Below are 22,513 nucleotides of genomic sequence, written 5' to 3'. Positions count from 1 at the left end.
GGTTTCAGCATCCACCCGCGTCGCCAAATGCACCGGAATACCGTGCTCACGCGCAAGCTCATCAACCGGCGCCGACCAAATCGCCTTATACGCTTCCTCGCTAGAGGGATGCGTAACCGCCAGCACCACCTCATGCCCCAGATCGATCAACGCCTGCAAAGTCCGGTAACCCCAGACCTGATACCCAAACGACACGACACGCACTACACGACCCCTATCTCTTTGCCTCTGCCCGGGGCTTACGCCCTTGCCAACACGGAGGATGCGGACCTAGATGGTGGCGCGCACCAGGTTTACGTTTTCAGATGTGCCACAACTGGCAGGACGGCGCGCAGCGCCGGAACCCGAAGGAACAGTGGCTTAAGCACATTCAGGGTTCCGTGGACTGCGCCGAAACTCTGCACATCGACGCTTGAAATGCCCCCATGCCATTGCTGCAGTAGCGGGGCGATGTCGTCCCGCTTGATTCCCCATGGCGCTGGCGGAAATTCGTAGTTTTCAGTCGGCCGGTAACCCTTGACCATCTTCTGGGATATGGCCGGCGAGATCGTGTCGAAAACGATTTCCACACCAGGGAATCTGTCGATGATGGCGACCAGCAGTTGTCGCACCTGCTCTTCGGGGAGGAACATGAGAAAGCTTTGCGCTGTGATGAGAACGGGCCCGGGCCCAACCTGGTCAAACCACGACACGTCGCGAGCATCGGCCGCGACGTAACGACACCGTTCGGTAGGAGCCAGGAATTCTCCCCGCACCGCAATCACTTCTTCGAGATCGACACATACCCAAGAAACCGTCCCGTTGTCGAGACGATGAAACTGAGTCTCCAGTCCGGCGCCCAGCTCAACGATTGTGCCGCTGGGGTTCTCGGTCAGCCACTTGCGCACCACAGTGTCGAAGAGACGAGATTTCTCGCCGTGCAACCCGGTCTGGTCTTTCCCGAATTTGCTTTCAAAAGGATAGTCGACCGCTTCGAACAGCTCGACGCATTGTGGATCCTTCAGGACTCCATCGGGCCGTTGTGCTTCGTTGGCGCGGGTATACAGCGTCCACATCGCCGTCTCGGCTACACCAGTCAGATCGACCTGTGCCATGTCATCACTCCTCAAATCAGTACAGAAAGAAAAATCACTACATGTAAGAACTCACCTGAGTGCCTATGGTGCGCGGCGACGGCGACGCGCCTCCTTGCGGATCCGGGCGCGGTCGCTACCCACGCCCGGGTTGGATTCGCCCACCGTGCCGAGCTCGGGATTACTTGGCTCGGTATCGATCTCGCTACTCGACAGATACGCCGCCAGGCTCGACACCGTCGGATAGCGGAACAAGTCGACAAGGGCTATCGGCCGACCGAACTCCTCCTGCACCAACCTCTGCGCCAGGGCCAGCAGTACCGAGTTCCCTCCGATATCGAAGAAGCTGTCGGTCACTCCGAAGCTGTCAGATCCGAGCACCTGTCGCCAGATCGCCGAAACCCGCCGCTCGGTGTCGCCACGCGCAGCCACCCACTGACGAGCCACACCTGCCGACTGGACCCGCGTGGGCACGATGCGGTCATATCTGTCGCGTACTGGCATATCTGGAAACTCTGGCGCGGTCTGCTTCAGATCTGCCACAAGCACCTGGCCTGTCGGCGCCACACCGCTCAACCGGGCACGGATCGCTGACTTGGTGTCATCCAGACCGACCAGCACGTGGGGCACATCGTGGGCGAGCGCAACCAGCAGCGAGTTCAGCGCTTCGACACGGCCTACAACACGGTATCCGCTGGCCCGGGTGCCCTCCAGATGCTCCACCTGAGCCGACATCCCCACGCGGTCCCACATCGTCCACGCAATACTGTGCGCGCTGATACCGCTGCGGCGCTGGTACAGGGTGAAGGCGTCCAGATAGGCGTTTGCGGCCGAGTACCCGCCGACGGTGGATCCGCCGAAGAATCCGTTGACCGACGAAAAGGATACGAAGCGAATACCTGGTCGACGCAAGGCAATATGATGCAGGACGCGAGCTCCGGCAACCTTCGCCGTCGAGATATCCGTGAGATCGGACTCTGTCGTGGTAGCCAACGGTTGCTCGCGATACGCGCCGGCCAGATGCCAGATGCCAGACAGCTGGATGCCCCAGCGATCCTCCGCCGACGTGACCGCGTCCCATACCTGATCGGCATCGCGTACGTCGGCGACCTCGAACCGGACCGCCTCGTCGCCCGCGATATCGCGTAACCGTTGGTAAGCGGCGGATTGCCGCTCATCTGGATCGCGGTGTCCTACGAGTAGCACCCGTACGCCGAAGCGTTCTATCAGCAGCCGGGCCAGCTCATAGGCGAGTCCGCCCAGACCTCCACTAATCAGGTGCAGACCTCCAGAAGGAATCGCCACACCAACAGTCGGCTCATCGGGCAACCGTTCCAGCCCCTTCACCCAGCGAGCACCGTCCCGATAGGCAACCTCAATGTCCTTGGTGGAGTAGCCCAGTTCACCTGCCACGTGGTCGGCGCCGGCAGTCTGATCTGTGCGATCCAGGTCGACAAAGCGCACACGTAACCCAGGCATTTCGGCTACCGCACTGCGCAGCAGCACGGGAATCGGAGCGAGCCCAGGATCGGCCTCGTCCGTATCGGTGACCTGCTCGATGCCGCTGCCGACGACATACAGCGCCGGTGGCGTTCCATCGCCCCGCTCTTCGTCAAAGACGGTTCGGACTATGCGGACCACATCGAAAACACCGACCGGCAATGGTTCTGGGGAACTGTCCGCGATATCACCCGGTGCTCGCGGTGCGGCGAGGTACACCACGGTACGAATTGCTGTTGTTCCGGAAACCGAACTCAACCCCGCGTCGACGTCCGCCACGGTGGCACGCACCACGCGAACGCCCTGCGCGGTCAGCCGGTCTGCCAATTGTGCGCCAAGGTCCCCCGATTCGCCGAGAATCAAAACGGCGCCGTCAATCGGGGCACTGGGCCGAAGTCGGTCACGCCGGTGCCACACCGGACGGAAGAACCAGTTTGGCAGGGAGTTCGCGGACGCGCTGGACGTCTGTACCCTGCGCACGATATCGGCGAACTCACCGTCATCGAACCGTTGTCTCAGCAGGCTCCGCTGAATCTTTCCGATATCGGTTTTCGGAATACTCTCCGGCGGAACGGGAATGACTAGATCGGGATTTGGGCCTACCACCAACACGCGGCTACGGACATCGGCGAGGACCTCCTCTTCCACCGCCCCGGACTGGGGGCTGAACACGATCGCCAGAACGTCGGTATCGCTGCCCGGCGGCCGTACCGCGATCGCAGCGGCATAGCTGCTGATCACTAGCGGGGATTCTTCGACCGCGGACTCGATCGCGTGGCAGCTGTAGTTCACGCCGTTGACGATGATGATGTCCTTGGCGCGACCGGTTAGCGTGAGTGCACCGCCGTGAATCCGGCCAAGGTCGCCCGTGTCGAACCAGCCGTCGGCAGTGAATGCCTCCCCGGTGCGCTCTGGGTCGGCATAGTATCCGCGTGTAACGGTGGGTCCGCTGATCTGCACTCGCCCAATCTCCCCGACGGGAACGGCCGTGTTGTCCATGTCGACGACACGTATCCGCGTGCCGTGGATCGGCTTTCCGAGTTCGGTGAATTCATCGGTGTCGGTGGTGGTTTCCACCGAAAAGTTCTGGGAGAAAACCACACCCGACGATGTCTCCGACATCCCCCATGACGGCCGCATCGCGGTGCGCGGTAAGCCGGAATGCTCCAGCATGCGCAGGAATCGGCGTGCGATGCGTGGGACGATCGCCTCGCCACCGTTGAGAATGAACCGCAAGCACGTCAGGTCGAATCGGTCGGCGTTAGGCGCCTCCGCGAACCGATCGGCGATCAGGCCGAACGCGAAATTGGGGGCCCATGTGTTGGTCACGCGGTAGCGGTCAACGATGGTCAGCCAGCGCAGTGGATCCGCCAGCACCCATGAGGTGGCAGCGTGCACCTGCTGACAGCACACGTACACATCCTGAAGATGGGACATGACGATGCCGCCGACATGCTCGAGCGGCATCCAGTTGAACGAGATATCCGCCGGGGCGAACGCATTAGTCTGCGCGGTCGCCGCCGAGCGGCTCAGGATGTTGCGATGCGTCAGCTGTACACCCTTCGGCTGTCCCGTGCTACCAGAGGTCAGCAAGAGCAATGCGACCGCATCGGGATCGGGCTCATGGTGCGCGGCATCTGGGTCGTGTGCCAAAAGATCGCCGATCGGGACTACCCGCGCCGCCTGGTGTACCGGAGGCTGCCCGGCCTCGTTGATGATCAATGGCTGGTTGAGCGCGCTCCAGGCCGTTGCCGCCTTCTCGGCGCCGCCAACCGCGTTCGGGGCCACCGGCACCGGCACGATGCCGCCGAGGAAACATCCCCAAATCGCCGCCACAAACTCGTCGTTGCGAGACAGGTGAACAATCGCCAAATCTCCTGGAACAAGTCCCGCGGCCCGTAACCCCCCAAGCACACGCCGCGCGGCATCGAGTACCGCCGCGTACGTCAGTGTGCGCTCGGCACCCGATTCGTCAAGAAAGACCAGCTCTGTCGTGGACGCATCATGTGCCGCGCGGACGAGCGCATCGGGTAGCGACGCCACGACAGGCACGACCGCCGGCCCGCCATCGAGCATGGATAGCTCGAGGACATCGCGTTGTGCCGCGGGCACTAGCGGCGCCTGCTTGGGCGGTGGCGTCGGATCGCCGACAAGAATGCGCGGCGTGTCAGCGATATCGGGCACAACCTGGATCTGGGTGGCCTCGGGTAGCCGCGCCGACCACTGGGCAATCAGCTCGTCATCGATCACCGGCAATCGGTATAGCGCCGCGATGTCGAGCGCTCCGGTCGTGGTCACCGGCAGTGCGGCAACAGGAACGAATGCACGCGGCACCAGCGACGGTGGCAGCACGATGCGCGCGAATTCCGACAACCGTTTCGAGGAGATCGGTGCGCAAGTTGCTACATAGGCCACCAGCTCGGTGGTGCCAGAGATGGTTCGGCGTGACAGTACCGCGCAGTCGTCGATCAATTCGTGCTCCATCAGCACTGCGTCGACAGTTGCCAGGTCCGCCCAGCGGTGACCGTCCCATGCGCGTCCACGAGAAGAATGTGCGATCTCCACCGAGGAGTCCCTGCGCATGCGTGCCGGTATCCCAGTAGGGAGCACAGCCTCGCCTGGTCTCCCGACGCATAGTTCCCCCAAGACGCCCGGGGGCGCCAGTCGGCGGTCGGCGGTCAGTACTACCTCCGGAACCGGTTCCGGATCAACCAGATTGACACTGCCAGAGTGCAAAAAGGTGACGAGAATGCCAGCGAGATAGCTGTCCAGAAGCCCTATCGACGCATCAGTATTCAGCGAATCGGGCGCACCGGTAGGGCGGGCGTCGCCGGTTACCAGTTGCGCCACGGCGGCATCGTCCACGACGAATGCGGGGGCCAGCTCCCGCAGCGAGCGCTCCCGGTACAGGGCCGGTAGCGATGTGGGTAACCACGCGACACGGCGTGCACCGGCGGATACCGCCGCTACCAACGCCGCCACGAGGTCTGGTCCACGTTCGAGCGCGAGCACAACCGTCCCGCCATGGGCACCCGACATCGCCGCAGCCAATTGCAGTGCAGTCGTGCGTAATTCGGCGTGGGTAAGCTCCACGTAGCCATCGACGACCGCCACAGAGCTCTCGACATGCTGAAGCATCGGCGCCAAGCTCCGAGCCACACGTGCTTCGTGCGCACCGAGCGGCAGGCAGTCGATCGCCAGGTGCGGCGACGCGATCGCCGCGCGTAACAGCGCGGTGTAGTCGTCGCGCATTTGCTCCATCGTCGCCGCATCGAATAGTTCGGTGCTGTAGACGAACTGCACCCCGATACTTTCCCCGAGGGGCCAGAAGTGCAGTTCCACATCGGCTCGAGTGGTGCCTGTCGGCACCCCGACAAAGGACACGGGCGTTCCCGCGAAATCAAGGTCAGCCGGAGGCGGGCTTTGCATCGCGAACAGCACGGCGACCATCGGATTGCGTCCGGGAAGACGCGCGGGAGCGACCTCGTCGATGATCTGTTCAAGTGGCAGCTCCTGGTGCTCGTACGCACCCAAAGTCACCTCGCGGACATGGCTGACCAACTCCGCGAACCCGGCGGAGGGATTGATCTTGGCACGCAACGGAATTGTGTTCACGAACAGCCCGATGAGCGCCGAGACCCGGTGGTCTTCCCGATTCGCCATCGGAGCGCCGACCACCTGATCATCTGAGCCGCTGTAGCGGTACAACAGTGTGTAGAACGCCGCGAGCAGCGTCGCAAAGGCGGTCACGTCCATATCCCGCCCGAATGCGGCCATCGCTGCTGTGTCTGAGGGCGACAAGGTGAAGTCCAGGGTGGCACCCTGGAAAACGTTGTCCAATGGCCTGTCTCGATCGAACGGAAGCGCAGGCGAGCTCAGCTCGCCGGCCAACTGCGACCGCCAGTACGCGAGATGGCGCTCACGCGCGGGCCCGGACATGACGTCGTGCTCTTGTTCTGCCAGGTCTCCGATCTGGAGTTCCAGCGGCGGCAGTGCCGCTGGAATGCCTGTTACTTCGGCCCCGTACAGCTGGCGCAGCTCGTCGCACAGCACACCGATGGACCAGCCGTCGACGATGATGTGATGCATCGCCACCACCAACAGGAACTCTCCGTCCCGCAGGTCGAGTAGATGCGCCCGCAGCAACGGTCCGGCACTCAGGTCGAACGGTGCGCACACGAGGTCGAGAACTGCCGCGCGCACCTCGGGACGCTGTATCGGCGGCACAGACTGCGTACTGGAACAATCGATTTCCTTGAGCGGCACGGCAATAACCGTTTCAGCGGCCACCGCCTGCATCACTTCGCCGTCGACCTCGACAAAAGTTGTGCGCAGGATCTCATGTCTGGAAACCATTTCAGCGAAGGCGCGTCGCAGTGCATCCGGACGTACCGCACCGCGAAAATGCAGAACAATCGGCACGTTGTAGTAATGGCTGTCCGGGTCCAGTCGACTCAGGAACCACATTCGCTGCTGGGCGAATGACGTCCGGAAGAGGAGGATCTCCTCCCCCGATGTGGATGCGGGAAGGTAGTCGATAGTGGTCACTCTCGCGCTCCCTCAAGCAGAATGACGCCGTCTGCAGTACGCAGCGCGGCGCGCCCCCGACGGACGGGGGGCGCGGGTTTCGAGGACGTCTCGGGCTCGTCCGACGGTGTTGTCACGGCCGCGGCCACGTCCGCCACGGTGACTGATTCAAGCAATTGACGCATGCTCATTTCGATCCCTAGCGCATTGCGCTGCTCCGCAGCGATCTGCATGGCCAATAGCGACTCGCCACCCAGTTCGAGAAAACGATCATGGACACCGATCCGGTCGTACCCAAAGAAGCGCTGCCAGATCGCCGCGATGCTTTCCTCCAATTTCGACCGTGGCGCGCAGTACTCCGTCGACAGCACCGGGCGGTGATTGAACGAGACGTTCGCCGATGGGGCAGCAGGCGTATCCGGCACCGGCGCCGGCTCCTGCTCAGCACGTGTCGCCACCGCACTCGAACCACCCAGAACCACCGTGGGTACCGCGGGCGCACCGAGCACCTCACCGAATCGGTCTGGTGGAACGTTCATCTCGTCGCTCGCAGAGGTGTCGACAAAGGTCCAGTCTCCAACTCCGGCACGGTGCCGAACGGCGAGTGTGCCATGCGCATACCCTTCGGCCAGTGCCGCATCGAGGGAGTCCTCACGTGGCCTCGTAAGCAGCATGCGTTGCGCCGACGGTTCGGACGCCGCGATCTCACGCAGCACGGCGACGGCGCGATCGAAGTCCGGATCCAGAACGAGCACCGGCTCAGGACGCTCGGCGACGATCAACGCATGGTCACCCGCCGGACCGGAATCGTAGACGGCCGAGCCGGTGAATCCGTTCGTGTCGAGTAGCGCTGCCCACTGCTGGGGTGCCACCAACGGTGAATCTGTCCGCACGTCGTCGTCGAAATCGAGCCATCCGGTCAACAGCGGGTCGATCAGCGAGTCGCAACGCTCCTCAGTCTTGGCTTCCAGCAAGAACATCAGGCCGCCGGGAGCGGTGAACGCCGCGGTGTTGCGGATAGCGGTCGGCAGATCCGGTGCCACATGCAACACGTTGAACGCCAGGACAACGTCGAACCCAGCAAGCGGCAGACTCTGCCCGGCCGGATCGTCGACGATATCGAGAGAGGCGAATCGGACGAAATCGAGACCCTCTGCTTCGGCGTGCCGCTGGGCGGCCACCACAAACGAGCGTCCGATATCGGTGAAGTGGTACTCGACCGAGCCTGCCGGCACGCCGCGCAGCGCGTCGACCACCGGCCACGTCAGGTAGCCACGGCCGGCGCCGATTTCGAGGATCCGCAGTGGCCGCCCCGGGGTGGCGTTGGCAGCCAGTCCGGCAAGTGTCGTCCCGATCAGATCGCGGTACGTTGCGAAATCGCTATGCGCGATGCGTTGTTCGGTGAGGCTCCGATACAGACGGTCATCTCCGTTCGGCGTCACAACCTCATTGCCGGCGATCTGCCCGCGCAGCACCTGGTCGTAGCCGCGCATGCATTGGTCCAGCAGCTGGGCCCATGTCGCCAGCTCGGGATTATCGGCGCACCAGCGCCCGAGTTCGGGCACATCGGCCACCGCCGGCACATCGAGCACGCGCAGCCGGCCGTTCTCGCCGGAGACGATGCCGTCCTCGCTCAAGATGCGCAGGAATGCATCGACAATCTTGTGGTAGTCCGGTATCACCCCCAGCCGGGCGATCAACTCGTCGCGCGAGTACTCGGTTCCGGGAGTCATCGCGACGCCTGCGCTTCGCAGGTGCGCGCATATGTACCGGGTGCACAGGTCGTCCAGCGCGTTCGACACCTGTGTCGAACCTTGCGGCACCACAACATCAATGGGCTCGGCACGCAATCCTGTCGCGGCGCTCGACCATGTTGCGGCCACCCCTTCAACCGGCTCACTGCTGAGGACCCATCGCCGTCCGTTGCGATAAGCCACCGTTCGCTCGCCATCCGGAACCGACAGCTCCGCGACCAGCGCCTGGGCATCGGTCCGGTCCATGTCCACCACGTTGACGGCGCGCGTTACGCCGTTGCGGCGCAACCATTGTGCGGCGCCAACTGCCAGCCAATGACTGACGTCGATGTCCTCCACGCCGGTGACATCGAAGGCGTTGCCGACACAGACATGCACCGCCACACCCGAACCGGCGGCATCGACCGCGCGCGCCAGTTGCACGTATCGCTCGCGATCCGGCCGAGTTCCGTGCGCACCGGTAAGGAACACGATGCGCTGGTATTCGGTCGAAGCCGGTGTGAGGCCCGGCCCGAGCAGATCAACACCCGTGCTGACTGTGTTGGCAAGTTCCTCGGCGAATCGAGCGGTGGCGGGATCCTCGTCAATCAGAACCAGCCATCGTGCCGCGGACGGCTCTGCGGCGGAAGCTATCGGTGTACTGCTACGCCACACCGGAACACTCATGTTCGGCCGGACGGGTGGCTGTGCGCCGTCAGACGCTGCGATCCAGTACCGCTGTCGCTCGAACGGATAGCCGGGCAACTCGACACGTGCCGGGCGGCGGCCTCCCGATATCAGACTCCAGTCGATGTCGATGCCGTGCTCCCAGGCCTTGCCCACAGCGGCAAGCAATGCACGCCGATCGCTGCGGCGGTCGTCGCGATGCCGCATCGTGGCGAAAGCTGCAAACGACGCGTCACCCTGCGGCTGGGCAAGCCGCGTCAATGTCTGACCGGGACCCACCTCCAGCAGCACCGCCCCCTGGAGGCCGGCCAATTCGCCGAATCCAGCGGCCAATTGCACAGGCTCACGGCTGTGCCGGATCCAATAGCCCGGGTCGGTTGCCTCCTCAGGCTGAATCCAGGTGCCCGTGACATTCGACAGATACGGCACACGCGGTGGCCGCAGCGTGACACCGGCCAAGATGTCGGCGAACTCACCGAGCACGGGATCCAACTCGGGCGAATGCACCGCCATCGATACCCGCACCCGCTGGAATTGGACGCCGCGCAGTTCCAATTCCTCTTCCAGTAGCGCGATCTCGGCGGTGGGTCCGGAGACCGTACACGACGATGCGTCGGTGATTCCGGATACAACAAGCCGGCCACTCAACAATGGGCTGACATCGGCCGCGGACAGCAGGATGCTCGTGGTCGCACCGCCCATTCGGGCGAACAATCGCCCACGCGCCGAAACCAACGGCAGCACTTGGTCGATATCGATGACGCCGGACAGGCACGCCGCCGCGTACTCGCCCAGGCTATGGCCGAGCATCGCGCTCGGTGTCAACCCCCACGCCGCGAGCTGAGTCGCGAGCGCGTACTCGGTAGCCACCACGGCCGGAAACACCACATCGAGCCGCTGCTCATCGAGCCCACCGTCGCCAAACAGGTGGCTACGCAGGTCGATATCGCAATGCTGCGCCAAGATCTGGTCGCACTCGTCGATTGACGACCGGAACACCTCTTCGGTCTCGTAGAGACCGTGACCCATCCCGACGTATTGCGCCCCGCCGCCGGGGAGCAGCAGAACCAACGGAACTGCACCGTCATTCGCGCGAGTGGCCTGGGCGGGAGCGGTCAGCAGCGACGCCGCCTGTTTCGCCGACCCGCACACCACCGAACGTCTATACGGTAATTTACGGCGACCCAATTGCAGGGTGTCGGCAACATCTGCTGGATCAATCTCACTGTTGCTACGCAGATAGTCGGCCAATTGCGCGGCCTGTTGGTCTAATGCCGATGCGGTGGCGGCCGACAGGACCAGCAAGGACTCGGAGCGATCCGCGATTGGGAGCGGGTCGCGTTGAGCATCGCGCGGTGCCTGCTCGAGCACCATATGTACGTTGGTGCCACCGATTCCGAAGGCGCTCACCCCGGCACGGCGCGGTCCGTCTCCCGCAGGCCAGTCGACGGTGTCGACGGCCACACGGAACGGGCTGTTGGCAAGGTCGAGCAGCGGATTCTCGGCGGTGTAATGCAGATTCGCGGGGATTACACCATGCTCGACGGACAACGCAGCCTTGATGAGTCCCGCTACTCCGGCCGCGGTGTCGGTATGGCCGATGTTTGTCTTGGCACTGCCCAGCAGGCAGTATCCGGTCTGGTCGGTGGATTCCCGGAATGCCTTGGTCAGTGCCGACACCTCGATGGGGTCACCGAGCGGTGTTCCCGTTCCGTGAGCCTCGACCATGCCGATCGAACTCGCCTCCACTCCGGCAACCGCATGTGCGGCGAGGATGACTTCACTCTGCGCGGTGGCGCTGGGCGCGGTGAAACCCGTCTTGTGGCGCCCGTCGTTGTTGACCGCGCTTCCTTTGATGACGGCCCGAATTCGGTCACCATCGGCGAGTGCGTCAGACAAGCGTTTGAGCAGAACAACTCCCACACCGTCGCCGGGGAACATGCCCGCGGCGTCGGCGTCGAAGGCCCGGCAACGGCCATCGGGAGAGAGCGGTCCGTTCGGGGTGTACCGGTATCCCTTGCCGGGGTGGGGGTTCAAGCTCACTCCCCCAGCCAGAGCCAGGTCACATCGATAGTCCAGAAGTTCCTGGCACGCCAGATGCACCGCAACCAGTGAGGTCGAGCAGGCGGTGCTCACCGCAACACTCGGACCCGTCAGATTGAGATGGTACGAGACGCGGCCAGGAAGCGAGCCCGGCGAATTGGCAAACCCCGCGGGTAACGCGTCCGCCGAGGAAGGGCTGAGGCCAAGATGCGGAAGGACGTTCGCGATGAGATAGTTCGACTGCCCGGAGCCCGCGTAGACGCCGACCAGTCCATCGTATCGATCCGTGTCATAACCGGCCTGTTCGAAGACGTGGTACGCACATTCCAGGAAGAGACGTTGCTGCGGATCTATCATCGCGGCCTCGGCCGGCGGGTAACCGAAGAACTTGGCGTCGAATAGTTCGATTCCCTCGATGACGGCCTCGCGGCGCACTAACCCCGGCGCATCCGCTAAGTCATCCAAAGATCTTGCGCCTTCACGCTTTTCCGTGAGTAGTGACCAGTATTCACTGACGTCGCCGGCGCCGGGAAATCGGCACTGCATTCCGATGATGGCAATGTCGGCAAACTCTGTCTCGGTGGTCGGTGTATCCATATCCACTGTCACTGACGTTGTTCTCCCACATTGGTATTGCTGCCACAGCGTCGCTGCACCAGATCGACAAGATCGGCAAGAGTCGCGCCCTGATCCCAGAGCTCAGCCACCGATACCTTGATTCCGCAGCGCTCCCCTATCGCTGTCACGATGCGAGCGGCGATCAGCGAATCGCCTCCCAGGTCGAAGAAATTGTCGTCCGGTTCAACGCTTGCCACACCCAGTGCCTCACACCAGATCTGCTCGACCGCCACGGTCGGCGAGACATCGGCCTGGGGGGCCGTCTCGGTCACCGTCGGCACCTGTTTGGCAGGCGCCGCCGGTGCCTGCCTTGCGGGCCGGCTGGCGACGGGCTTCGGCGGAATCATCCACAACCGCTCCCGCTCGAACGGATATGTGGGCAGAGGTACCCGCGGCTGTGGCGCACCGAAGTGCTGCCACACCAGCTCAGCACCAGCGGCCCACAGGCGTCCTGCTGCCGCTATCGCAACCGTCGCACTGTCGCCGGTCCGATCCCCGAGCATCGAAACGACCTCCGGTTCCTGAGTATTCGCCGCGACGATGCCGCGCAAGGTGTGACCGGGACCGGCCTCCACAAGCACCGCATCCGGGTACTCGGCACACAGCACCGCCAGGCCGGAGGCGAACTGCACCGTCTCACGCAACTGCCGTCCCCAATACTCGGGGTCGGTGGCCTGCGCCCCGGTGATCCAGGTACCCGTGACATTGGACATAAAAGGAACCTGCGGCGGTTGCAATCGCAGCCGCGCCACAGCAGCCGAGAAACGGCCGACCGCCGGATCGACGAGAGCGGAATGGAAACCCCGATTCACCGGTAAACGCGTGCAGCGCACGCCGGTACTCGCCGCCTCCTGCACGAGCGCTTCGATCCCCTCCGCGCTGCCGGCAACAACGACCTGCTCCGGGCCGTTGACCGCCGCAACCGATACCCCAACCGGAAGCATCGCGGTGACGGCATCGAGCGATGCCCCGACGGCAGCCATGGCACCGGACTCACACTGCTGAATCAGTTCGCCGCGCAGCGCCGCCAGCTGAACTGCTTCGTCCAGCGTGAATACCCCTGCCACGCAAGCAGCCACCAGTTCACCGATGCTGTGACCGAGCATGGCCACGGGTTGCACACCCCACTCACCGAGGAGCTGGGTGAGCGCATACCCAACCGTGAACAGTGCGGGCTGGGTCAGGCGGGTCTGCATGAGCGCAGCGTCGGTCGCCTCGTCACCCTCGCCGCACAGCATCGTGCGCAGATCCACACCGATCAGCGGCTCAAAGCGGATGGCGCACTCGTCGATGTGCCGGCGATAGACCGGTGATGTCGCGTAGAGCTGCGCACCCATGCCACTGAACTGGCTTCCCTGCCCGGGAAACAGGAGCACGACGGGGCGGGGCTTGTCTGAGGCAATCCCGGCGCGAGATGGTGCATGTCCCGCGCTTTCGAGGACTTGCCGCGCTTCCGTCGAGTCCGCACAGACTGCGGTAAACCGATGCTTGAAAGCACGCCGTCCGATGCGCAACGTGGCCGCAACGGCGGCCAGATCTTGTTCGGGATGCTGCTCCAGGTGCCGCGCCAGGTTCTTCCGCGCAGCCTCGAGCGCCGGTGCCGTTCGCGCCGAGAGCACAAGCAGGTGCGGACCGTCCTGAACTGCAGTGGGCGCCTGTGAAACTGGAGCTTCCTGCAGTACGGCATGAGCATTGGTGCCACCCATGCTGTAGGAGCTGACTCCCGCACGACGCGGCTTTCCGTCGGGCGCATTCCAGCGTCGCAGGCGCGTACCCACATAAAAAGGGCTCTTCGAGAATTCAATCTGCGGATTGGGGGCCGTGAAGTTGACAGCAGGCGGGTACATCCGATGTTGCAGCGCCAGTATCACTTTGATGAGGGCCAGGACGCCCGAGGCAGGCCCGGTGTGTCCGATGTTCGGCTTCAGGGTTCCCAGTCGACATGCTTCTGTCCGCGTGTCACCCGCTTGGCGAAAGGCATTGTCCAGCGCGGCGATCTCGATCGGATCGCCCAGTAGCGTCCCGGTGCCATGCGTCTCCACGTAATCGACGGTCTCGGCCGGAACCTCGGCGACGGCCAGCGCCTCGGTGATGACCTCAACCTGGCCGCTGACACTCGGCGCCGCGAACCCAGCCTTATTCCCGCCGTCGTTGTTGACGGCGGTTCCCCTGATGATGCCCAGAATAGAATCACCATCTGCGACAGCGCTCGACGCGCGTTTCAGCAGGATTACTCCCACTCCGTCACCGACCAATGTGCCGTCAGCGGACGCATCAAACGCACGGCATCGACCGGAGGTAGAGATGGCGCCGCTTTCGGTAGCCACGTATCCGGCGGTTTGCGGGAAGGTGATGGAGGCGCCACCGGCCAGCGCCATGTCGGACTCACCCGACAAAATGCTTTGCACCGCAAGGTGGATGGCCACCAGCGAGGTAGAGCAACCGGTGCCCAGCGATATGCTGGGGCCGCGCAGATTCAGCTTGTAGGAAACGCGAGGCGCCAGAAAATCGTTCTCGGTCGCCAGCGCCGTCTGCAGATACTCGGTGCCGTTAAGGTTCCCGTAGTCGGTCGACAGATTTGCCCGGTAATAGGTCGAGCCCGCACTGCCCCCGAACACCCCGACAGAACCGTCGTACCGCTGCAGGTCATAGCCTGACGATTCCACAGCCTCCCAAGCACATTCGAGAAAGAGTCGTTGCTGCGGATCAATCGAGCGTGCCTCACTCGGGGCGTATGCGAAAAACTTGGGATCGAAGTCGGCCACATCGGCAAGAATCGGCCGAACCCTAACCAGCCGCGGATCACCGAGTTCCTCCGGCGAAACCCCCGCCGACAGCAGTTCCTCATCGGTGAAATGCGTGAGCGATTCCTCTCCCGCACAAAGATTCGCCCAGAACTCATCCAGATTCGTGGCGCCAGGCACCCGGGCAGCGATGCCGATAACCGCGACGTCGTCGTCGCGAACCTCGTGGTCATCGCCAGTTGCCGAATCACCGTCAGCCGTCGCCCGGCTTGAGCCGTGATCGAGTTCCGAGCACCACTGACGCACGTTCTCCAGCACCGCATCTCGCTCGGCAGCGAGGTAGAAGTGCCCGCCGGGAAATGTTGCCGACCGGTAGCCACCGCGGGTCACGTGCGCCCAAAGATCCATGTCAGCGGGATCGATAGCCTCGTCCTTGCCCCAGAGTGCGAGGATCGGTGCATCCACGGGGGGCTCCGGGTCAGTTCGATATTGTTCGACCAGCCGGAAGTCGGCCCGCATGCCGGAGATGACCAGATCCCGTAACGCCGCTACGTCGAATGCGCTGTCCTGCCCCTTTGCGGCGCTCACCTCACCTGTGGCCGAACGCCCGTACGCGATAAATGCGTCATCGTCTAGATCCCGCAGTCCGCCACTGCGGACGAGATGCGGTGCCGTGTACGAGGAAACACACAGCCGGAGTTGCGGATACCTGCCAGCTGCCTCCAGCCGACGCGCGACCTCGAAGGCGACCAGCGCACCCATGCTGTGGCCGAACAAGTACAACGGCCGATCCCCCAGAGTCAGTAACGCCTCGGCCACGCCGTCGGCAAGCGCGCCCAGGCTCGAGGGGAGCTGTTCAGAAATCCGGTCCTCGCGACCGGGGTATTGCACGATATGCACCGAGAAATCCGGGTTGATCAACCAGGAGCGGTAGAACGAGGCTCCACCACCAGCATGCGGGAAGACCACCAACGCCGGATGCCCGTCGGGGTCAAGAGCTCCACCCCGTAACCATGTCCGTTGGAGCTGCTCCGCCGATGTCGAAGAGTGCTGCATGACTTGATCTACCGCCTTTGTCGTTGCTGTGATAGGCGCTGCACGCGGGCATCTCGCCCACGCTCAGCTCGACTGCGCGCAGCGACGAGACCGCCGCTACCGCTTACTTCAGATTTGGCGCCCTGATCGCGCGCGCCGTTCAGATACGTGGCGAGCTCCGCGACGGTCGGGTGTGCGTACAGGTCGAGCAGCGATACCGAAAGCCCAAGCTGCTCCGAAAGCCTGGCTTGAACGCGAGCCAGTAACAGCGAATGACCGCCGATGTCGAAGAAGTTGTCGTCAACGCCGATACGGGGAACCTTGAGCACCGCGAGCCACAAGTCAACCAGCACACGTTCCATCGCGTACCGCGGCTCGAGGTAGGGAACGATCGCGGCACTCACTTCGACGGGAATTCGTTGCACCGCAGCGCGATCGATCTTCCCTGACGGCAGTTGCGGCAGCGCGTCGAGAATGGTTCCGGCCGGGGGTATTAGGTGCTCCGGAAGCCGCGCACGTAACCAGTCACGCAGCTGCAGCCAGGTCAGCGCGGGGTCCTCGCAGGCACAGTACGCAACCAATCTATCGCCTTGCGCCATGACTGCCGCGCGACGGATGGCCGGGTGTGCGGTGAGCGCGTTCTCGATCTCTTCCGGCGCGATCCTGCGGCCCCGGATCTTCAACTGATTGTCCACTCGCCCAAGGAACTCGATGGTGCCGTTAGGCAGGAAACGTGCCCTGTCCCCGGTGCGATAGATGCGAGCGCCGGGTGCGCCCGATACCGGATCGGCGACAAACCGCTCGGCGGTGCGGGCCGGGTCTTCCACATATCCGCGCGCGAGCTGCACCCCCCCGATGTACAGCTCTCCGGATACACCCGGCGGAACCGGCCGGAGAAATCTATCGAGGATGAAGGCCTGGTTGTTGGCAATCGGCGTACCGATGGTCACACCGTGCCTGGATGAGCCAGCCCGGTAGACCTCGTATGTGCACGCCACGGTCGCCTCGGTGGGCCCGTACCCGTGATACATGGGAATCTCACAGCGAGTTAGGAACCGCTCGAGAAGCTCTGGGCTCAGCGCCTCGCCACCCGTCCACACCGAAGCCAGCGAGCGAGTCGCCTCGGTGAACTCGGGCCGGTCCAGCATCGGGTCAAGTAGCGACGGCACCAGGTCGATGAACGTGACACCGGTGCGTGCGATCAGTTCGAGCAAGTATGCCGGATCTGACTCGGCTCCCACCTTGGGCAGAACCACCGCCGCACCGCAGACGAGCGGGAGGAAGATCTCGTTGATTCCCATGTCGAACCCGAGCGACGACTTGTGCAGGGCAGCGTCGTCGACCCCGAATCCGAGGACATCGGCTTGCCACAGCAGTCGGTTGCAAATTCCGGCATGAGTCACCATCACCCCCTTCGGAGTGCCGGTGGAACCGGACGTGAAGACGACATAGGCGAGCTCGGCCATCTGGACGCCCGGCGCTGGATCGTTGTGGTTAGTTGCGTCCCATGGTTTCTCGTCGAGATTCAGCACTGGTATCTCGAGGCTTGGCAGTCGCGTCGCAGGATCGCCATGGGTAAGCACCGCCGCGAGGCGAGCGTTTGTACACACCTCCGCTATCCGGCTCGCCGGCCAAGCAGGCTCCAACGGGACGAACGCGGCACCGGCCTTCAACACGGCCAGTAGCGCCACCACGAGGTCCGCCGACCGGTCCATGTTGATTCCGACAAGGCTTCCACTACCGATTCCGAGCGAGCGAATCGACGAGACCAACTGCCCGGCAAGCACATCCAGTTCACCGTAACTAAGCTGACCATCCTCGGTGACGACGGCGATGGCATTCGGGTTCTGTTGCGCCTGTCGCTCAAACAATGTGTGTAGCGGGATATCGACGAGGTGCCGGGTGTCCCCGGTAGCATTCCAGTCGCAGAGGATGTGCTGTCGTTGCTGGTCGGTGAGCAAAGGCAGATCACGCACGCTGCACTCCGGATTCACCACCCCATGGGCCAACACTGTGGCGAGGTGCTCCAGGACTTGCTGTATGAATTCCGGTGCGTATTTATCGGTTCGGAAAGTAGCGGCCAACGCCGCTCCGTCGACCAGGTCAATGGCGAGGTCAAACATCGGTGCCGGGTTGGGCAATCCGAGGTCGGTCGTCGTCGTTCCGGCCAAACTCAACTCACTCGTGACCGGCCGAGTTGCCGCGAACATAACCTCGAACAGTGGTGAGCGGCCCGTTGTGCGTTGCGGCGCCACTCTTTCGATGACTGTCTCAAAAGGAATGTCACGGTTGTCGTAAGCTTCGAAAAAGGCTGATCGAGCGCGACCCAGCAAGTCCAGGAAGGTCGTCTGACCATCGACGTTCAGCCGTAGTGCAAGGGTGTTCGTGAAATTGCCCCACACGCCTTCGACTTCGGACGCATCACGGACCAGCGCCGGAATCCCAATCACCAAATCCGTTGCCTCTGTGTATCGATGCAGGACCGTAGCCAACCCTGCAAGTACAATCGTGTAGGGCGTGGCCTTGTGAATTCGCGCTAGATCTCGCAGGCCCGCAACGGTGCTGTCTGGCAGCGCATGCCGGTATCGCCCGCTGGCCGTAGCGTGCGACTCCGGAGACTGAGTCGTCGCCGGAAAGCCTACGGTGGGCGGTAGCGGGGTGAGTCGGTCAACCCAATATTTCAGCTGGTTGTCGAGATGACCATGCTGCAGTCGTTGTTGCTCCCACACCGCATAGTCTGCGTATTCGAGGCCCGGAGCCGCTGGCGCAGCGCCAGTCTGGCCAGTCTCGAAGGCGTATTGCGCAGATAAGTCAGCGAACAACAAATCCCAGGTGATCTCGTCCGCCGCGATGTGATGCAGTACCAGAATCAGAACATGCACATGCGCTGAGACACGCAAAAGCTCGACGCGCAGCGGAGGGTCTGAGGCGAGATCGAAAGGGCGGTCAGCGATCTCCCGCGCGAGAGCCGCGATCGCGTCCTCCAGCGTCGCCGACGCCTTGTCATCGATGTCAACGACTGAGAGCGCGATATCCCCGGTCTGCTCGATCAGCTGTATCAGCTCACCGTCGGGGCCATGGGTGTAGCGAGTCCGCAGAATCGCGTGCCGACCGAACAATCGGATCACACTCGTGCGCAACGAATCAAGATCGAGTGGACCATCAATCCGTAGGCCGACCAGCATGTTATATGCCGTGCCCTCCGGAAAAAGGGCTTGTGCGAACCACATCCGACGCTGTGTCGAAGACAACGGAACCACTGCCGTGCGCGATCGCGCCTGAATGTTCGTGCTCCGGGCACTCGAGGACGCATCCGTGAGCCCACGTTCGGTCAGCACTGCCCGCAACAACCGCAAACGCTCTGCCGAGGTCGAATTGCCTGCTCGGGACGACGACATTCGTATGCCTCCCCTGTCCACTAAAGCCGCATAATCACAGCGGTTTTTGCATCTTCGGGTTCGCACAGCATTGGACGCAGAGCCGAAAATGCTTCGGAGCGAATAGAATTCACCCATACACCGCAGATAGATTAGCCTATCTTTACTTTGGCTAGGCTAGCCTATATCAATCCGTTTGGTTAGGGTGAGCTAAGTGTGTCACGCATGCGAGCAGCACGAAAGAGGATGCAAAACATGGGTAGAGGCTTCCAGGGTGCGGTGCTGCGCGGGCTTGGGGCGCGTGATCACGTAGCCACTGTCGTCGGTACCAGTCAGGTTGCACCGAATTGTGTGCGGCTGACGATGTCGGCGCCCACTCTTTTCGAGGACCTGCTACACACGCCGGCCGAATGGCTGCGGTTCTGGTTCCCCGATCCCGAGGGTGGTACCACTGAGCATCAGCGGGCGTACACCATCGTCTCCACGGATGCCGGGGCCGGTGAGTTCGCGATTGATGTGGTGATCCACGAGCCCGCCGGGCCCGCCTGTCGGTGGGCGGGGGCGGCCCAGCCCGGAATGACCATTCCAGTAGTCGCTTTCGGCTCAGCACGATTCGAAATCCCCGAAGATCTTCCCGCCGGATTCCTGCTCATCGGCGACTCGGCGTCCATCCCGGCGATCAACTCCATCCTGACCGCGCTGCCTACCGATGTGGATGTCGAGGTCTATCTGGAACGCCACAGCCCCGACGATGAACTCATCCCGCTAACCGAGCATCCCCGGCGGGTTCTGCACTGGGTGGACCGCACCGATGAAACCTCACTGGCGGGCGCGATCGAGGCCCGCGACTGGTCCAACTGGTACGCCTGGGCCGGACCCGAAGCGGGCTCACTGAAACATCTGCGCAAGCGCCTCAAGGAACAATTCGGATTCCCCAAAGCCGACGTGCACGCCGCCGCCTACTGGACCTTCGGCCGCGCCATGGGCAGCCGCCGCGGAGACACCCAGGCACCGCCGACTTTGAACGCCAAGACCTCCGGCTTGGCCACTTCCTCCGCACCAAAAACACTGGCCGACAACCCCATACCGGTATCCGGTAGCGCGATCCCTCGGGGTCGCTGGCGTTCGCAGGCGGCGAAGGAGTTGTTGGCGCCGGTCAAGAAGCAGATGATCGCCGGTGGTGTGCTGCAGGCGATCATCACCATGGTCGAGCTGGCACCGTTCGTGGTGCTCGTCGAGCTCACCCGCCAGCTGCTGGCCGGAGCCGACCAATCCCGCCTATGGCACACCGGATTCATCTTCCTGACGCTGCTGGTACTCGGCGCCGCGCTCGGCATGGCTCTCACACTGTGGCTGCACGTTGTTGACATCCAGTTCAGTACAAGCATCCAGCGCCAGTTGTTGGACAAGCTTTCTCGGGTTCCGTTGGGGTGGTTCACGCAACGCGGTTCGGGATCGGTCAAGAAGCTGATTCAGGACGACACCCTGTCGCTGCACTATCTGATCACTCACGCGATCCCCGATGCGGTGGCCGCCGTCGTGGGGCCGGTGGCGGTGCTGATCTACCTCTTCGTCGTCGACTGGCGCCTGACCCTGTTGCTACTGGTGCCCATTCTGATCTACATCGTCACGGCCGCTGTGCTGATATTCCAGAGCGGCCCGAAGATGATCGAGGCCTCGCGCTGGAGCGAACGGATGAGCGGAGAATCGGCCGCCTATCTTGAAGGCCAGCCGGTGATCCGCATTTTCGGCGGAGCCTCAGCGTCCTCGTTCAAACGCAAGCTCGACCTGCATCTCACCTTTCTCAACGAGTGGCAGTGGCCGTTCATTGGCAGGAAGACCTTTATGGATCTTGTTACCCGGCCGACGACGTTCCTGTGGTTGATCGCCGGGGCCGGCACGCTGTTGGTCGTCGCGGGGGCCATGGAGCCCACGACCCTGCTGCCATTCCTGGTGCTCGGCACCACCTTCGGTACCCGCCTACTGGGAATCGCGTACGGACTGAACGATGTTCGCGGTGGTCTAGGGGCAACACGCCGTATCGCCGTCGCCCTCGAGGAAACCGAACTCAGTATCACCGAAGCAAAAGCAGCGGCCGATAGTGGCTCATCTGTGTCGTTTGATGCGGTGACGTTTGGGTATCGGCCGGGGGTGCCGGTTATTCATGGCGTGGATCTGAGGTTGCGGCCGGGAACCGTGACGGCGCTGGTGGGTCCGTCCGGCTCGGGTAAATCGACGCTGGCTTCCCTGCTGGCACGTTTCCATGACGTCGACGGCGGCGCTATCTGCATCGATGGCACCGATATCCGCGCCCTGAGCGCCGATGAGCTCTACACCAAAGTCGGATTCGTGTTCCAAGACGTACAACTGGTCGCCGGAACCGTCCGCGACAACATCGCACTGGCCCGCCCCGAAGCCACCGACACCCAGATCCACACCGCCGCCCGCGACGCACAAATCCATGAACGAATCCTGCGGCTACCCAACGGCTATGACACCGTCCTCGACACCAACACCCAACTGTCCGGCGGCGAAAAACAACGCCTCACCATCGCCCGCGCCCTGCTGGCCGACACCCCCATCCTGATCCTGGACGAAGCCACCGCCTTCGCCGACCCCGAATCAGAATATTTGGTCCAACAAGCCCTGGCCCGGCTCGTTCACAACCGCACCGTGCTCGTCATCGCCCACCGACTACACACCATCGCCGACGCCGACCAGATCGTGGTCCTCGATCAGGGCCACCTCGTAGAAACCGGCACCCACACGCAGCTGCTATCCAACAACGGACGCTACCGGCGCTTATGGGACGCACGCCTGCAAGAACCCTCGAGCGTCCTTGCCGGAGAGAACATCTGATGCTGACCCACCTGATCCGCCTCATCCCACCCGCACACCGCAACTCCCTCTACACCTACAGCGCACTCTCAGTGCTATCCGTAGTACTTCGCGCCGCGGGCTGTCTGCTGCTCGTGCCGCTGCTCGGTGCCCTATTCGGCACCACCCCCACCCACGCACTGCCCTGGCTCGCCGTGCTCACCGCGGTCACCATCGGCGGCTGGATCGTGGACACCGCACTGGCCCGCATCGGCTACCGCATCGGATTCGCCCTACTCAACGACTCACAACACCAAGTCGCCGACCGGCTCACCCACATCCCACTGAGCTGGTTCACC

Annotated in this window: 6 protein-coding genes and 2 pseudogenes; 2 read left to right on the top strand and 6 right to left on the bottom strand. The window is 63.1% G+C overall.

What is annotated here, in order from left to right:
- The 6 genes and pseudogenes from AOT87_RS27990 to AOT87_RS19730 form a co-directional block, all read right to left on the bottom strand.
- Positions 1-204: pseudogene (locus AOT87_RS27990) on the bottom strand (methionyl-tRNA formyltransferase); the annotation flags it as partial.
- 89 nt (positions 205-293) lie between these two features.
- On the bottom strand, positions 294-1,094 hold the full coding sequence (locus AOT87_RS19750; protein WP_057968690.1) for a class I SAM-dependent methyltransferase: 801 nt from the start codon (positions 1,092-1,094) through the stop codon (positions 294-296).
- A gap of 63 nt (positions 1,095-1,157) precedes the next feature.
- Entirely contained in the window at positions 1,158-7,121 is a 5,964-nt protein-coding gene (locus tag AOT87_RS19745) for an SDR family NAD(P)-dependent oxidoreductase (protein WP_057968689.1), read from the bottom strand.
- A complete protein-coding gene (locus AOT87_RS19740; protein ID WP_057968688.1) occupies positions 7,118-12,172 on the bottom strand; it encodes a type I polyketide synthase in 5,055 nt (1,684 codons plus the stop codon). The genes AOT87_RS19745 and AOT87_RS19740 overlap by 4 nt, the downstream gene beginning before the upstream one ends.
- The gene (locus AOT87_RS19735; RefSeq protein ID WP_057968687.1) at positions 12,169-15,981 is read right to left on the bottom strand and encodes a type I polyketide synthase; all 3,813 of its coding nucleotides are present in this window, start codon (positions 15,979-15,981) and stop codon (positions 12,169-12,171) included. The genes AOT87_RS19740 and AOT87_RS19735 overlap by 4 nt, the downstream gene beginning before the upstream one ends.
- Positions 15,982-15,989: 8 nt before the next feature.
- On the bottom strand, positions 15,990-19,358 hold the full coding sequence (locus tag AOT87_RS19730) for a non-ribosomal peptide synthetase (RefSeq protein ID WP_075908834.1): 3,369 nt from the start codon (positions 19,356-19,358) through the stop codon (positions 15,990-15,992).
- Between the two features lie 234 nt (positions 19,359-19,592).
- Here AOT87_RS19730 and AOT87_RS19725 point away from each other — a divergent pair, with 234 nt between their 5' ends.
- Both AOT87_RS19725 and AOT87_RS19720 read left to right on the top strand, forming a co-directional pair.
- Complete coding sequence (locus AOT87_RS19725; protein WP_057968686.1) at positions 19,593-22,196, top strand: ABC transporter ATP-binding protein/permease; 2,604 nt, start codon at positions 19,593-19,595, stop codon at positions 22,194-22,196.
- A pseudogene (locus AOT87_RS19720) lies at positions 22,196-22,513 on the top strand (iron ABC transporter permease); the annotation flags it as partial. The gene AOT87_RS19725 and the pseudogene AOT87_RS19720, both read left to right, overlap by 1 nt.

The sequence above is a fragment of the Mycobacteroides sp. H003 genome, assembly GCF_001440135.1.
Taxonomy (GTDB): domain Bacteria; phylum Actinomycetota; class Actinomycetes; order Mycobacteriales; family Mycobacteriaceae; genus Mycobacterium; species Mycobacterium gwanakae.
This window is presented reverse-complemented; position numbering and strand designations above follow the sequence as displayed.